We start from the raw sequence: 15,763 nt of genomic DNA, 5'->3' as shown, positions 1-15,763 counted from the left end.
ATGAAACTTAAAACAAAGCTATATAAAGAACAAATAAAAGAGTGGCCAAATGAAGGACACCACATAATGGCACAGTATGATGACGAAAAAGTGATTATATACCAATCATATCGTCCTGCTATTGGGAATTTTGCTATGAACAACCAATACTTCGGTGGACCTTTTAAATATACTCGCATGACATGGATAAAACCTAACTTTTTATGGATGATGTACAGAAATGGTTGGGGTACAAAAGAAGGGCAAGAAATCGTTTTAGCTATTCACCTAAAAAAAGAAGCTTTTGAACGTTATTTAAGTAAAGCTGTTTACTCTAATTATCAAGAAGACATCTATACAACACGTGAAAACTGGCAAGAGCAGGTAAAAAATTCTTCAATACGTTTACAATGGGATCCTGACCATAATCCTTATGGAGATAAAATAGATAGAAGAGCTATACAAATTGGAATTAGAAATAATGAAATCATAAAATATGCAACTGAAGACATTATAGAAATTGAAAACATTTCTCAATTTGTTAAAGAGCAACATCAGTACGTTTTAAATAAAGAATTAGATAAACTAATAGTTCCGGAAGAAAAGCCTTTTCTTAGTAAAGATAATGAAGTGAATAAAAGGTTAAAATTGCTATGAAAAAGTCAACAAGAAAAATAAAAGCACAAGAAACACTAAATATAATCGAACAAGGTTTTTATTTAGACACAGAAAACAATAATATAACGATAGGTTCTGAAATTGAAAAATCAATAAGTAATACTAGGTTTTTTACTTCAATAGAGTTAGATAGTCTAAAAAAAACAGTTGATTTAAAAAATAATGTTAAAACTGAATTTACTGTTATCAACGAAGATTCAATTACTAGTATATTAAGATTATCAAAAAAGATTGATAATAAAATAATGTGTTTAAATTTTGCTTCTGCCAAAAATCCTGGTGGAGTTTTTTTAAACGGTGCATTAGCTCAAGAGGAAAGTTTATCTGTTTCTTCAGCTTTATATGCAAGTCAAATGAAAGCTTATGAATTTTACACTACCCACAGAAATATGAAATCATGTATTTATACCGATAGTATGATTCATAGTCCTAATGTTCCTGTTTTCAGAAATCGAAAAGGTGACTTAATTAAAAACTATACCTCTTGCGGTTTTATTACCTCAGCAGCTGTGAATAAAGGCGTAATAAAATTAAAAGAGCAGCATTTGTTAGATTCTATTACCGATATAATGGATTTAAGAATTGAAAAGATGTTGTCTATATGTGCTAAAGAAGACTATGAAACATTAATATTAGGAGCTTGGGGATGTGGAGTGTTTCAAAACGATCCTGAAATTATCGCTACTTTATTCCATAAGCATCTAAGTAATAGATTTAAAAACCAATTTAAGCATATTGTATTTGATATTTATGCTAAAAACGATAAGTATATAAATGCATTTAAATCTGTGTTCAATAAAGAGATTTGCTATGAAAATTAATTTAATTCAAGGGGATATTACAAAAATAAAAGTTGATGCAATAGTAAATGCAGCTAATTCCAGTTTATTAGGTGGTGGCGGTGTTGATGGCGCCATACATAGAGCTGGTGGAAAAACTATACTTGAAGAATGTCAAAAAATAAGAAATAGGCAAGGGAAATGTAAAATTGGAGAGGCTGTGATTACAACAGCTGGTAATCTTCCTTCAAAAAAGGTGATACATACAGTTGGCCCTGTATACAATGGTGGGAAAAGGATTTGTATTGGCTATTTCTAAAAAATGGAAAAAACCGGAAGAAGAATATCGGGAATGGCACAAGTCAGAAGAAAGTTTTAAACTAGGGGCTGTTCAATTTGTAAAAGTTGAAAATAATTTATGGGTTGCTAATTTAATAGGAGAACACAAAATTAGAAAAGATAGTACAGGTACTCCTCCTATTCGATACAAAGCTATAGAGCAAGGATTAAAAAAAGTACAAGAAAAAGCAAAAGAATTAAACGCTTCTGTTCATATGCCAAGAATTGGTTGTGGACTTGCTGGTGGTTCATGGGATAAATTAGAGCAAATAATCAATAAAGAACTTAGTCACCATGAAATTCCAATTACCGTATATGATTTTGACTAAAGAAAAAAACAATGAATGAAAAAAAGATAAAAAGAATAAGTAAGTTTTTAAGTTTACTATTAAGACATCAACCTGAAAAAATTGGATTACAATTAGATTCAAACGGATGGGCAGTTGTCGAAGAATTACTTCAAAAATCAAGAAAGCATGGAGTTCGTTTTTCAATAGATGAATTAGAAGGTCTAGTTGTTAACAACGATAAAAAACGATTCACTTTTAATGATGATAAAACAAAAATAAGAGCGAATCAAGGGCACTCTTTAAAAACAATAGATATTGAACTAAAACCTGTTCAACCTCCTGAATTTTTATACCACGGAACTGTTGCCAAATTCATGAACGTTATTCATGATAAGGGATTACAAAAAATGAGCAGACAGCATGTTCATTTAAGTGCAGAAATAGAAACTGCTATGAAAGTTGGTAGTAGAAGAGGAAAACCAATTATTTTGACTGTTAAATCAGGAGAAATGCAGTCAGAAGGATACGAGTTTTATCTATCTGAAAATAATGTATGGCTAACTGATAGTGTTCCCTCTGAATTTATAGTACTTAAAAGTTAGAGATTATGAAAAAAATTGCATTAAACCCTGATGTATTTACCATTGAAAACTTCTTCACTGAACATGAATGCAACAACTACTTAAATCAGTATGAAAACATAAAATTTGAAGAAGCCAAAATTTCTATTGATGGTCAACAAATAATGAATAAAAATATTCGGAATAACGATAGATATATTTTTTCAACAAAAATTTAGCTGACAAGCTTTGGATAAAAATTCAAGAGTTTATTCCACAAAAAGTTGGATTTTATAAAGCATTAGAGCTCAATGAAATGTTTAGAGTCTATAAATACTCATCAGGACAACGTTTTAAAATGCATATTGATGGAAGTTTTAAAAGAAATTTAAACGAAGAAAGCTTATTTTCATTTCTCATATATTTAAATGATGACTTTGAAGGAGGTGAAACTGAATTTAGAAAGCTATTTACCATTTCTCCCAAAAAAGGAACTGCTCTTGTGTTTAAACATCGATTGATGCACGAGGGAAAAGAAATAATTTCTGGTATAAAGTACATACTCAGAACAGATATAATGTACAAACGAATTTAATATGAAAACATTTGTAATAGGTGATATACATGGAGGTTTAAAAGCCATTCCACAAATTTTGAAAAAAGCGAAAGTAAATACTGAAGACACTCTTATTTTTCTAGGGGATTATGTAGATGGTTGGGGTGAATCTGCACAAGTAATTGATTTTTTAATAAAATTAGAGAGCACTCATAAATGCATTTTTATTAAAGGAAATCATGATGTTTATTGTGAAAATTGGTTGAAAGAAGGTACCAGTAACCAATCTTGGTTATTCCATGGAGGCACTATGACTATAAAAAGTTATGAGAATTATAGTTCAGAACAAAAAAGTGAGCATTTAAATTTTTTGGAGCGTATGAAACTCTTTCATATAGATAAACAAAATAGGTTATTTATCCATGCAGGATTTACTTCAATGCATGGACCTTCTCAAGAAGTTCACCAATCTAATTACAACTGGGATAGAACACTATGGGAAATGGCACTTACTATGGATAAAAGAATAAAAAAAGATTCCTTATTATTTCCTAAAAGGTTAAAACTATTTAAAGAAATTTATATTGGTCATACTCCTACTACTCATTATAATGTTATGGTTCCAATGCAAGGTTGTAATGTATGGAATGTTGATACTGGTGCAGCCTTTAAAGGATATTTAAGTATTATGGATATTGATAGTAAAAAATATTGCCAAAGTGATAGCCTACACAGCTTATATCCTGAAGAAAAAGGGAGGAATTAAATTATGATATATACCTCAACTAATAAATTACCAAAGAAAGAGAAAGGAAAAGAATATTTCTTTTTAGCAGGAAGCATTGATTACCATCTACAAAGTAATTGGAGACAAGAAATAATTAATAAAACTGGGAGTTCAGTGCATTTTTTTGATCCTACTCGAATTGACCATAATGAATTAAGTAATTTTAAAATGAAAGAGCATATAAAATGGGAACTAGACGCACTTCATATATCTGATAAAATAATACTAAACTTTTTACCCAACGCTAAATCACCTATTTCTTTAGTAGAATTAGGAATGTATGTTTCTACTTCCAAGTTAATAGTAATATGCCCGAATGAATTTTACCAAAGTCGCTATATTAAAGTTCTATGCAATAAACATAAAACATCAATTTTTAATACTATAAATCAAGCTGTTCAATATTTAAGTGAAAACTATGAAACATACAATTAAAAGTATACAAAACACTTGAAAAATAGTAAAGTATTTATTCTTTTGGGGACATCAACCTAACAAAGATGGAAGCATAAGTAAAAGTTGTTTTAGCCAATGGTGAGAAGCTAAATTTACTGTAGAAAACATTACCTATAAAACAGCTGAACATTATATGATGGCTGAAAAAGCAAGGTTATTTAACTGTGAAGGAATCAGGCAAAAAATTATTGAATGCAAATCTCCCGCAGCTGCAAAAAAATTAGGAAGACAAGTAGAGAACTTTAACTCCGATATTTGGAACAGTCATAGATTTCAAATTGTTGTAAATGGTAATTATGCAAAGTTCTCTCAAAATTCAGCACTAAAAGAATTTTTAATACAAACAAAAAGAAGAGTATTAGTTGAAGCAAGCCCTGTAGATCCAATATGGTGAATAGGTATGGCAGAAGATAATGAAGTTTCTTCAAATCCAAAAAAATTGGAAAGGTGAAAATCTTTTAGGCTATGCTTTAATGGAAGTAAGAGATCAATTAAAGAGTTTAAATTTGTAGCGCCAATTTAATTTGCGTATATTTGACACATATTAAATTAATATACTATGAATCCATTATTATACACAGACGGCTACAAGGTAGACCACAGAAGGCAATACCCTAATCAAACAACTTTAGTATATTCAAACTGGACTCCTAGAAAAAGTAGAATTGAAGGAATTGATAAAGTTGTTTTTTTTGGATTGCAATACTTCATAAAAAAATACATTATCGAAGAATTTCAAACAAATTTTTTTAATAAGCCAAAAAACGAAGTTTGTAAAAAATATAGTAGAAGAATAAATAATTATTTAGGGGAAAACTTAGTAGGTATTAAACACATAGAAGACTTACATGACTTAGGATATATACCTATGGTTATAAAAGCATTACCAGAAGGAGCTGAAGTTCCGATAAGAGTTCCAATGTTTACTATGTATAATACTTTACCAGAGTTCTTTTGGTTAACTAATTATTTTGAAACATTACTATCTACAACAGTTTGGTTACCTTGCAATTCAGCTACTATTGCTAAGAAATATAGAAAAATATTAGATAAATACGCACAAGAAACTTCATCTATTCCTAAATTTGTAGATTGGCAAGGTCATGATTTTTCTATGAGAGGAATGGCTGGATTAGAAGCTGCTATTATGAGTTCAGCAGGGCATCTTTTAAGCTTTACAGGAACTGACACTATTCCTACCATAGATTTTTTTGAAACTTATTATAATGCAAATTCTGATACCGAATTAATTGGTGGTTCAGTTGCTGCTACAGAACATTCTGTAATGTGCATGGGAACTAACACTGGTGAAGAAGAAACTTTTAAACGATTAATTACTGAGGTATACCCTAATGGAATTGTTTCAATTGTTTCTGATACCTGGGATTTATGGAAAGTATTAACTGAATATTTACCAAACCTAAAAAAAGATGTATTAGCAAGAAATGGTAAAGTAGTTATTAGACCTGACAGTGGAGATCCTGTTGACATTATTTGTGGAAACCCAAATGGTAAAACAATTGAAGCGCAAAAAGGTGTTATTGAATTGCTTTGGGAGACTTTTGGAGGAAACACTAATACAAAAGGGTATAAAGAATTAGACAGTCATATAGGTGCTATTTATGGAGATAGCATAACTTTAGATAGAGCTACACAAATTTGTGAACGCTTAAAACAAAAAGGGTTTGCATCTACTAATGTAGTACTAGGAATTGGTTCTTTTACATATCAATACAATACACGTGATACATTTGGTTTTGCAATGAAAGCCACTTATGGTGAAGTTGCTGGTAAAGGGCGAGAAATTTTTAAAGATCCAATTACCGATGACGGAACTAAAAAATCTGCTAAAGGCTTATTAAAAGTAACGTTAGAAAATGGAGAATACAAATTATATGACCAAGTTAGTTGGGAAGAAGAAAAACAAGGTGAACTAAAAGAAGTTTTCAGAGATGGAAAATTGTTGGTTGATGAGAAATTAAGTGACATTAGAAAAAGAATAGTATAAATAAGAATCAAATTTATTCCTTCCAAAAGCACAAGTAATTATATACTTGTGCTTTTTTACTTAAAAAAAGTACATAAAAAAGTTTTTTACAATTCAGTTATAAAAAAGTACAACTCAGTAAAAATTAATATCAGCTAAGAACCATTTATTTCATATTTGCACTATCAAATAAACAAACTAACACATGGAAGAAACAATAAAGATTTTTATCTACATACATGCATTTTTTGGAGGGCTAGGCTTAATAACTGGAATAGGTAGTAGTATTGTAAAAAAAGGAAGTCCAATACATAAAAAATTTGGGAAACTATTTTCTATAGGTATGTTTACTAGTTCAATTATATCATTACCTATTGCCTGTATGCCAAATCATGAAAATCCTTTTTTGTTTTTAATAGGCTTATTTACTATTTACCTAGTGTTAGTTGGTAATCGTGCCTTAACATTTAAACCTAAGCAAAAATTAGAAGCAAATAATCTTGATAAATTGATTTCAGGAAGTATGTTCGTAATTTCTTTACTGATGATAGGTTTAGGTTTGTTAGGCTTTATACAAAAGATAGACAACAGTATTTTATACCTTTTCTTTGGTGGCTTTGGTACATTAATGACTATTAAAGATTTTTTGTTTTTTAAAAATTTTAAAGAAAAAAAGAATGCCTGGCTAATAAGCCACATAGGTAAAATATCCGGAGCATTAATTGCTTCAGTAACAGCTTTTATAGTTGCTGGACTAGGGTTAGGAAACATAATTTCTTGGATACTTCCTTCAATTATAGGTACATTTTATATTAGTTATCATAGTAGAAAGTACAAACCAAAAAAAAATAAAAAATCACGCAAACTTTTCACAAAAAAAAGACTGCTTTCACAAGCAGTCTTTTAAATTTATTTTTATTTTTTTTAATCTATAATGAAAATAAAACTCCAAAATTTAGTGCACTTCTATTATTTCTTGAAGATGTTGTAGCCTCTTTAAATACAGAAGTAAAACCTGCTTGACCATCAAGTTCAAAGAAAAGATTTGTGCTTTCATTTACAGGGAATTTATATCCTATTCCAAGTGCTAAACCAACATCAGTGCTATTAAATGCATCTATTAATGGTAAATTAGTTTTTACATCTAATGTTTCAGCATCTAATAAAAGACCTAGATAAAGTCCAAAATTTATATACCAATTTCTTTCAGAACCAAAATGCCAGTTTGCCATTAATGGTAAAGTTAAATAACTTAACTTATAGTCAGTAATAACTCTAGCTCCATTGCTACTTTCAAAAAAACCATTACCCCAACCTTTTTGATCAAAAATCAACTTTCCTTTAATTCCCCAACGGTCAGAAAAATAATATTCTCCAGTTGCTGCAATGTTAAAACTTGTCGTGTAATCTGTAGATAAATTGTTTATTCCACCTGAACTAACTTGTAAGTTTGAAAAATTAACTCCTAAATTACCTCCAAATTCAAAATCTCCTGATTTTTGGGCATAACTTGTTGCTCCTGTAATTGATAATACTAGTATCAATAATAACTTTTTCATAAAAAATATTTTTAAAATTCGCGAGCGAAAATAAATACTTTAAAGGTCTTAAAAAAATTATTCTAATATTATTCTTTTTTCAAACTTAGGAAGTTATATATTTTTATAGAAACGTTAGTTACCTTCTCCTCTTCTTTTTAAAACCTTCTTTAGATTTCCCTCTAGATCTTTTTGATTTAGGATTGAAGGTTACTGTATCATCAAAAGTATTTCTTGTTTTTTGAGGTTTATTTTTACGCCAAGAATCATCCGCAGGTATTAACTTCTTTAATAAATCTGTTCTACCTACTTTCGTTAGTTTATCTTTTATCCACTTTCTATTTTCCTTTTTATACCAAAAGAAAAATTTGTGTTGCTCTAACTTTTCTTGCTTTGTTTTAGGGGTACCAACCTCTTTTAATGTATATGGGTGATATCCACTATAATAAATTACTGTAGCAACTGTCATTGGTGTTGGTGTAAAATCCTGCACCTGTTCTAACTGAAATCCCATATCTTTTGTTTCAGCTGCCAAATTTGCCATATCCTCTGGTTCGCAAGCTGGGTGACTTGAAATAAAGTAAGGTATTAATTGAAGATTTAACTTTTTCTTTATGTTAATTTTATCAAACCTATCTTTAAACTTATGAAAATAAGTAAATGAAGGTTTTCTCATTAATTTTAAAACTGGATCAGAAGTATGTTCAGGTGCAACTTTCAATCGCCCAGAAACATGTTTAGTCATTACTTCCTCAGTATACGCATCTAATTCTTTAGGATCTGCATTTTTGTTAAACTCGGGTACTAACATATCATGCCTTATACCACTACCTATGAATGATTTCTTAATTTTTGGATGCTTGTCAACAGCTTGATACAACTCCGTTAAGGGTTTATGCGATGTATCTAAGTTGCTACATATTACAGGTGAAATACAAGATGGAGCTACACATTTATCACATATAGATTGCACCTTACCTTTCATCTGATACATATTTGCTGATGGACCTCCAATGTCTGATAAGTACCCTTTAAAATCATCCATTTTAGTTAACTCATCTACTTCTTTCAAAACAGATTCTTGACTTCTACTTGCAATAAATTTTCCTTGATGCGCGGAAATCGTACAAAAACTACATCCTCCAAAACATCCTCTATGAATATTTACAGAAAACTTTATCATTTCATATGCAGGAATAGCCCCTCTTTTATTGTATTTAGGGTGAGGCATTCTAGTAAAAGGTAAATCAAAAGAAGCATCTATTTCCTTTTCCGTCATTGTTGGGTATGGCGGATTAATCATCAACTTCTTATCTTTTATATTTTGAAAAATTCTTCTAGCATATAATTTATTCGATTCTTGTTCTATAACTTTAAAATTAGAAGCATATGCCTTTTTATCTTTCAAACATTTTTCATGAGATGAAATTTCAACATCTTGCCAGTTTTTATTTTTAGGTATTTTTTCATACTCCCCTAATAAAACAGCAGTTTGTTTAATAGTTTTTAAGCTTGAAAATGGTACACCCTTTTGAAGTAATTCTACTAATTCTCTAAGAGGTTGCTCTCCCATTCCATACACTAGCATATCGGCTCCTGACTCTTCTAAAATAGATGGCATCAATTTATTTGACCAATAATCATAATGAGTAACTCTTCGTAATGATGCTTCAATTCCACCAATTAAAACAGGCACATCTGGAAATTTCTCTTTTAATATTTTTGTGTACACAGTTGTTGCATAATCGGGTCTAAACCCTTTATCTCCATTAGGAGTATATGCATCTTTATCTCTACGTTTTTTACTTGCCGTATAGTTACTTACCATAGAATCCATACAACCAGCAGTAACCGCAAAAAATAATCGCGGTCTTCCTAACTTAACAAAGTCTTGTAAATTATCATGTACGCTAGGTTGTGGAACAATAGCTACACGCAAACCGTAACTTTCTAAAATACGTCCAATAACCGCAGGTCCAAAAGATGGATGATCTACATATGCATCACCACTAAATAGGATTACATCTAATTCATCCCATCCACGTAATTTTACCTCTTTATTTGTTGTAGGTAACCAATCTGAAAGTCGTCTAATTCTCATGCCGTTGCAAAGGTACGATGTTTTAGTTTATTGTTTCTCTTTATAGCTTTAAAAGAAAAGCCTCATTATTATGAAATAATGAGGCTTTATATATTTTAATTGTTTTTTCTCTATTTATAAGCAGCTATTCCTGTTTTTAACCAGTTATGATATTCATCTACGTTTGGTGTATATGCTACAGGATCAATTAAATTCTCTCCTTTGGCATCAATTAATACATAATAAGGTTGTGAGTTCGTTTTGTATTTAATTGTTTGTAATTCACTCCATTTTTGCCCAATATAACGTAATTTCTTCCCTGGTCGTAATTTTGACTCAACAACTTCATCTTCCTCAAGAGCCCTTTTATCATCTACATATAAAGAAATTAATACTACATCATTTTTAAGCACCGATAAAACTTTATCCTTAGCCCAAACATTTTGCTCCATTTTTCTACAATTTACACATGCCTTTCCTGTAAAATCTATTAATACTGGTTTATTTACTTCTTTAGCATATGCCAAACCTTTATCATAATCATTAAAAACTAAGATATCATATGGTGGCTTCATGTGTGCTCCATCTGGTAAACCACTATGCGAGGTCTTTGAAGATTCAGAATTAGTTACTACATTTTTAATAGTTGCTAATTTTTGATAACCAACTCCATATGGAGATTCACTATAATCTTGTGGAGGAGGGAAAGCACTTATTAAATTTAATGGAGCTCCCCATAAACCTGGCAACATATATACTGTAAACCCTAATGATAATAATCCTAAACTTAATCTCCCAACAGAAATATGCTTAAGTGGTGAATCATGTGGTAATTGAATTTTACCAAATAAATACAATGAAAGTGCAGCGAAAATCGCTATCCATATAGCTAAAAACACTTCACGCTCTAATAAATGTAAGTCTAATACCATGTCGGCATTCGATAAAAATTTAAAAGCTAATGCTAACTCTAAAAACCCTAAAACTACTTTTACGGTATTTAACCAGCCTCCTGATTTTGGTAATGAATTCATCCAACCAGGAAAAATAGCAAATAATGTAAATGGTAAGGCAATAGCCGATGAAAACCCTAACATTCCAACTACTGGGGCAATTCCTCCTTTTGTTGCTGCTTCAACCAATAAAGTTCCTACAATTGGTCCTGTACATGAAAATGACACAATTGCCAATGCCAATGCCATAAAAAAGATTCCAGTTAAGCCTCCTCTATCAGCCTGAGCATCTATTTTAGTACTCCATGAACTTGGTAGTGTTAATTCAAAAGCTCCTAAAAAAGAAACTGCAAAAACAACTAGCAATAAGAAAAACACTAAATTAAACCAGACATTAGTAGATAACGAATTTAATGAATCTGATTCACCTGTAAAAGATACTAATAGTCCCATTCCTACATAAATAACAACTATTGATACTCCAAAAATAATTGCATTTCTAATTCCTTGTGATTTATTTTTACTTTGCTTCGTAAAAAAACTAACCGTCATAGGAATCATTGGAAACACACAAGGTGTTAATAAAGCTGCAAAACCAGATAAAAAAGCTATGAAAAATATAGCTAATAGCCCTTTTTTACTTACATTCTTTTTACTTGAACTAACTTTTTTAGTAACAACTTTTTTTGCTTTTGTTAAATCAAAAATTAAATCAACCTCTTTTGGAGGTAAACATCTAGTATCCATACAAACCATAAACTCTACAGATGCATCAATCGTTTTTTTATCATTTATTAATTTAACACGTTGAACAAATTTTGCTTTATTACTGAAAGACTTCACCTCTATGTTAAAGGTAGGATCCATCTTAGTATGCCCTTTTTCCTCTATAGTTTTTCCACTTAGAGTATATCCATCTTTTTCATTAAAGAAAAAAGTAGTAGGTATTGGCCCACCTTTAGCTACCTTTTGAGAATAAATATTCCATCCGCTTTCAATAACAGCAATCGCGACTAAATTATATTCTTTTTCAGAAATTTTCTCTACGGATGTTGACCATTTTACTGGTTCAAATATTTGAGAATTAACTTTTTTTATAGGTGCTAATAGCAAAAATAAAACTAGTAGTTGTGTTTTAATTATAAATTTTAAATTTATAAGAGATTTCATATAGTTAGGTGTTGTTAGTATTAGTTTTTATAAATGAATTCTAAAAAATTCAAGAGTTGCAATATTACCAAATATGATAGTAATATATGTAACAAATGTTACACTTGTTTCTTCATTAAACAAAGGTATAAACCTATTTCTCACTATTTAACAAATAAACATTTACTTACCCTACTTTGTTAAAAAACGCTTCACTTTTTAGTCTAAATACATTATTTTATTTCATAATTAAATGTGGTACCTCATCTAGATTCCAATCAATCACCAATCCTCCTGCTAACTTTTTTGTTATCTCTTTACCATATAAATATTCACACAAATACAGAGCCGCTTCAAATGATTTTGCTCCCCCTGCTGAAGTTATAAACTTCCCATCATGAACAAATAACACTTCTTTTCGTATATCTAAATCAGGAAACATTTCTCTCATTTTATCAATATCTGAAGGAAATGTAGTAGAAACCTTTCCTTTTAAAAGACCAGCCTTTGCTAGTATAAAAGCACCATCACAATGCGACGTTACATATTGAGTATTTACAGCTACTTCTTTAACAAAGTTTATCAAGCTTTCATTGTCCAAATCAGTATCCAAATGATGTTCGGCACTTGGTACAACCAAAATGTCTATTTTAGGTAAACTATCTTTTAAATAATTAAAATCTGGTATAATTTTCATTCCTTCAAAAGTTGTAATAAAATCATCTGTATCAGCAACTGTAAAAACATTCATTGCTTTAATCCCTTTTCTAAAAATAGTATGCTGAAAAATATCAAACGGAGCAGTTAATTCTGTATTAAAAGTACCATCCATAATTAAAAAAGCAACATTATACCTATCTACTTCTAACTTAGGAAATTCCTTTTTAACTACTTCTTTTTTAATAGGATTGCAGCTCACCAATATAATTATCAGTAACAAATAAGAGATACTCTTCATTTTTTATATTTTAATTAAGCTTTAAAATTACATTTTTTATATCAATTCTGTAAATCTGTTTAAATTTCTCTTTAACATTTAATTAAGAACCTATCAATAGCCTTTTCCTTAACTTCGAGTCCAATTTTTTCAATACATACACAATGACAAAAAAAATACTCTCAACTATTTTATTTGTATTTTTTTCTTTAGGAATAACTTTAAACTCTGAAGCACAAAGAAGAAAGAAAAAAAATGATAAAAAAGTAACGACTACTCCCAAAAAAAAGCCTACTAAAAAAGGTATACAACCATATGGTAAAGTAGTTACCAAAAAGCACAAAACAGACAACGGTTTATTTAAAGTCCATTCTAAAGACAATAAATACTTATTTGAAATTCCTGATTCTTTATTAAATCGTGAAATGTTAATGGTTACACGAATAGCCAAAACGGCCAATGGTATTGGTTTTGGCGGAGGAAAGCAAAACACTCAAGTTTTAAGGTGGGTTAAAAAACATAAAAAAATATTATTGAGAGTAGTATCTCATAATGTAGTTGCTGACTCTATTTTACCTATTCATGAAGCTGTAGTTAATTCAAATTTCGAACCTATTTTATATGCTTTTCCTATTAAAGCTTTTAATAAAGACTCTACAGCAACAGTGATTGATGCTACAAGTTTATTTTCTAACGATGTAAAAGCTATAGGACTTCCTCAATTTAGAAGAAAAGCTTATAAAATTTCAAAAGTAGATAAAAATCGCTCATACATAGAACGCATGAGTAGTTATCCAAAAAACATTGAAGTTCGTCATGTAAAAACATATGTTTCAAATAAGCCACCATCAAATGCAAGTGTAGGTGCTGTTTCATTAGAATTAAGTAATTCAATGATCTTATTACCTAAAACTCCTATGAAGCGTCGTTATTTTGATGAGCGTGTAGGCTGGTTTACAAGCTCTCAAACGGATTATGGTTTAGATACTCAAAAAAGTAAATCTGTTACTTATTTAGATAGATGGCGTTTAGAAGTTAAAGATGAAGATTTACAAAAATTTAAAAGAGGTGAATTAGTAGAACCAAAAAAACAAATTGTTTACTATATTGATAGAGCTACTCCTAAAAAGTGGCGTAAATACATTAAACAAGGAATTGAAGACTGGCAAGTTGCTTTTGAAGCTGCAGGTTTTAAAAATGCAATCATAGCAAAAGATCCTCCTTCAAAAGAAGAAGATCCAGACTGGAGCCCTGAAGATGTTCGTTATTCAGTTGTTCGTTATTTGGCTTCACCAATACCTAATGCTAACGGTCCGCATGTTAGTGATCCTCGTTCTGGTGAAATTTTAGAATCTGACATAAATTGGTATCATAATGTAATGAGTTTATTACACAACTGGTACTTTATTCAAACGGCAGCTATTAACCCTGAAGCGAGAAGTAACAAATTTAAGGATGCAATTATGGGACGATTAATTCGTTTTGTTTCTTCACATGAAGTAGGACATACAATGGGATTACCACATAATATGGGAAGTTCAGTTGCTTACCCTGTTGATTCTTTACGCTCTGCTAATTTTACAAAAAAATACGGTACAGCTCCTTCTATAATGGATTATGCTCGTTTTAATTACGTAGCACAGCCAGAAGATAAAGGCGTAGCAATGATGCCTAATATTGGTCCATATGACAAATACTCTATTAATTGGGGGTATAGACCAATTTTAAACACTTCTGCAAAAAACGAAAAAGCTACCTTGAACAAATGGATTATTGAAAAGGCTAACGATCCTATTTATAGATTTGGACATCAACAAGCTGGTAATGTTATTGACCCTAGCTCACAAACTGAAGATTTAGGTGATGATGCAATAAAAGCAAGTACTTATGGTATTAAAAACTTACAACGTATTTTGCCTAAATTAGAACAATGGACTACTGAAGATGGAGAAGATTACAAAGAATTGAAAACCATGTATGGCCAATTAATGGGGCAGTTTAATAGATATATGGGGCATGTGAGTTCTAATATTGGAGGTGTATATGAGTATTTTAAAACTTCCGATCAAAAAGGTGCAGTTTATGTTCATGTTCCTAAAAACCATCAAAAGAAAGCTTTAAAGTTTATTAATAATGAATTATTTAAAACACCGAACTGGCTAATTAACAAGAATATAATTTCAAAAACACAGTATTCTGGTTCCATAGAACGTATTAGTAGTTTACAAACAAGAACGCTAAATAGAATATTAAAAACTGGAAGACTTACTCGTTTAATAGAAAATGAAGTTTTAAATGGAAACAAAGCCTACACTATTGTAAACATGATGGGCGATCTTAGAAAAGGTATTTGGAGTGAGTTATACACTAATAAAACAATAGATACTTATAGAAGAAACTTACAAAGAGCTCATATTGATCGTTTAAACTTCTTGTTAAATAAAGCGAAAAACCAAAGGAGCCCAAGAAGAAGTGGTGGTTACTTTAAACAAACTGCTGTTACTATTAATCAATCTGATATTAAAGCAGTAGTAAGGGGTGAATTAAAGCGTTTAAAACGTGATGTAAAAAGAAGTATTCCTGCTGCAAAAAACACAATAACTCGTTATCATTTACAAGATATTGCAGATAGAATTGATACTATTTTAAAGCCTAAAAAATAATGTATTACAAAAAACAACAGCAATCGAAAGGT

Annotated in this window: 16 protein-coding genes and 1 pseudogene; 13 read left to right on the top strand and 4 right to left on the bottom strand. The window is 30.3% G+C overall.

Translation table 11 applies throughout. The features are described 5' to 3' along the window. From BLV71_RS10525 to BLV71_RS10475, 12 genes and pseudogenes are all read left to right on the top strand, one after another. A complete protein-coding gene (locus BLV71_RS10525) occupies positions 1-636 on the top strand; it encodes a DUF4291 domain-containing protein (protein ID WP_093870507.1) in 636 nt (211 codons plus the stop codon). Beyond that, complete coding sequence (locus BLV71_RS10520; protein ID WP_093870506.1) at positions 633-1,478, top strand: TIGR02452 family protein; 846 nt, start codon at positions 633-635, stop codon at positions 1,476-1,478. The genes BLV71_RS10525 and BLV71_RS10520 overlap by 4 nt, the downstream gene beginning before the upstream one ends. Beyond that, positions 1,468-1,731, top strand: a pseudogene (locus tag BLV71_RS10515) (macro domain-containing protein); the annotation flags it as partial. The gene BLV71_RS10520 and the pseudogene BLV71_RS10515, both read left to right, overlap by 11 nt. Continuing rightward, positions 1,721-2,104: a macro domain-containing protein gene (locus BLV71_RS10510; protein WP_093870505.1), complete on the top strand. Its 384-nt coding sequence runs from the start codon at positions 1,721-1,723 to the stop codon at positions 2,102-2,104. The pseudogene BLV71_RS10515 and the gene BLV71_RS10510, both read left to right, overlap by 11 nt. 11 nt (positions 2,105-2,115) lie before the next feature. Further along, entirely contained in the window at positions 2,116-2,667 is a 552-nt protein-coding gene (locus BLV71_RS10505; protein WP_093870504.1) for an RNA 2'-phosphotransferase, read from the top strand. A gap of 5 nt (positions 2,668-2,672) precedes the next feature. Further along, on the top strand, positions 2,673-2,864 hold the full coding sequence (locus BLV71_RS18865; protein ID WP_255405156.1) for a hypothetical protein: 192 nt from the start codon (positions 2,673-2,675) through the stop codon (positions 2,862-2,864). A 77-nt stretch (positions 2,865-2,941) separates the two neighbouring features. Continuing rightward, complete coding sequence (locus BLV71_RS18860; RefSeq protein ID WP_255405155.1) at positions 2,942-3,220, top strand: 2OG-Fe(II) oxygenase; 279 nt, start codon at positions 2,942-2,944, stop codon at positions 3,218-3,220. 1 nt (position 3,221) lies between these two features. Beyond that, positions 3,222-3,947 carry a metallophosphoesterase family protein gene (locus BLV71_RS10495; RefSeq protein WP_093870503.1) on the top strand — a complete coding sequence of 242 codons (726 nt, stop codon included), beginning with the start codon at positions 3,222-3,224 and terminating at the stop codon, positions 3,945-3,947. 3 nt (positions 3,948-3,950) lie between these two features. Next, positions 3,951-4,403: a nucleoside 2-deoxyribosyltransferase domain-containing protein gene (locus BLV71_RS10490; protein WP_093870502.1), complete on the top strand. Its 453-nt coding sequence runs from the start codon at positions 3,951-3,953 to the stop codon at positions 4,401-4,403. Positions 4,404-4,560: 157 nt separating this feature from the next. Then, positions 4,561-4,818, top strand: a complete 258-nt coding sequence (locus BLV71_RS19035; protein WP_369813914.1) for an NADAR family protein — start codon at positions 4,561-4,563, stop codon at positions 4,816-4,818. A gap of 165 nt (positions 4,819-4,983) precedes the next feature. After that, positions 4,984-6,432, top strand: a complete 1,449-nt coding sequence (locus BLV71_RS10480) for a nicotinate phosphoribosyltransferase (RefSeq protein ID WP_093870501.1) — start codon at positions 4,984-4,986, stop codon at positions 6,430-6,432. Positions 6,433-6,616: 184 nt separating this feature from the next. After that, positions 6,617-7,318, top strand: coding sequence for a hypothetical protein (locus BLV71_RS10475; protein WP_093870500.1), 702 nt, complete (start codon positions 6,617-6,619; stop codon positions 7,316-7,318). Between the two features lie 22 nt (positions 7,319-7,340). Here the strand turns inward: BLV71_RS10475 and BLV71_RS10470 are convergent, their stop codons facing one another. The 4 genes from BLV71_RS10470 to BLV71_RS10455 form a co-directional block, all read right to left on the bottom strand. Further along, positions 7,341-7,970, bottom strand: coding sequence for a porin family protein (locus BLV71_RS10470; protein WP_093870499.1), 630 nt, complete (start codon positions 7,968-7,970; stop codon positions 7,341-7,343). 118 nt (positions 7,971-8,088) lie between these two features. Then, complete coding sequence (locus BLV71_RS10465) at positions 8,089-10,050, bottom strand: YgiQ family radical SAM protein (protein WP_093870498.1); 1,962 nt, start codon at positions 10,048-10,050, stop codon at positions 8,089-8,091. Between the two features lie 110 nt (positions 10,051-10,160). Beyond that, positions 10,161-12,152, bottom strand: coding sequence for a protein-disulfide reductase DsbD family protein (locus BLV71_RS10460; RefSeq protein ID WP_369813913.1), 1,992 nt, complete (start codon positions 12,150-12,152; stop codon positions 10,161-10,163). A 217-nt stretch (positions 12,153-12,369) separates the two neighbouring features. Continuing rightward, on the bottom strand, positions 12,370-13,089 hold the full coding sequence (locus tag BLV71_RS10455) for a DJ-1/PfpI family protein (RefSeq protein WP_093870497.1): 720 nt from the start codon (positions 13,087-13,089) through the stop codon (positions 12,370-12,372). A gap of 143 nt (positions 13,090-13,232) precedes the next feature. Here BLV71_RS10455 and BLV71_RS10450 point away from each other — a divergent pair, with 143 nt between their 5' ends. Beyond that, positions 13,233-15,731, top strand: a complete 2,499-nt coding sequence (locus tag BLV71_RS10450) for a zinc-dependent metalloprotease (RefSeq protein ID WP_093870496.1) — start codon at positions 13,233-13,235, stop codon at positions 15,729-15,731. Positions 15,732-15,763 lie beyond the last annotated feature (32 nt).

Source organism: Tenacibaculum sp. MAR_2010_89, assembly GCF_900105985.1.
In the GTDB taxonomy this organism is placed as follows: domain Bacteria; phylum Bacteroidota; class Bacteroidia; order Flavobacteriales; family Flavobacteriaceae; genus Polaribacter; species Polaribacter halocynthiae.
Note: the sequence above shows the minus strand (reverse complement) of the source record. Positions and strands in the feature narration are given on the sequence as shown.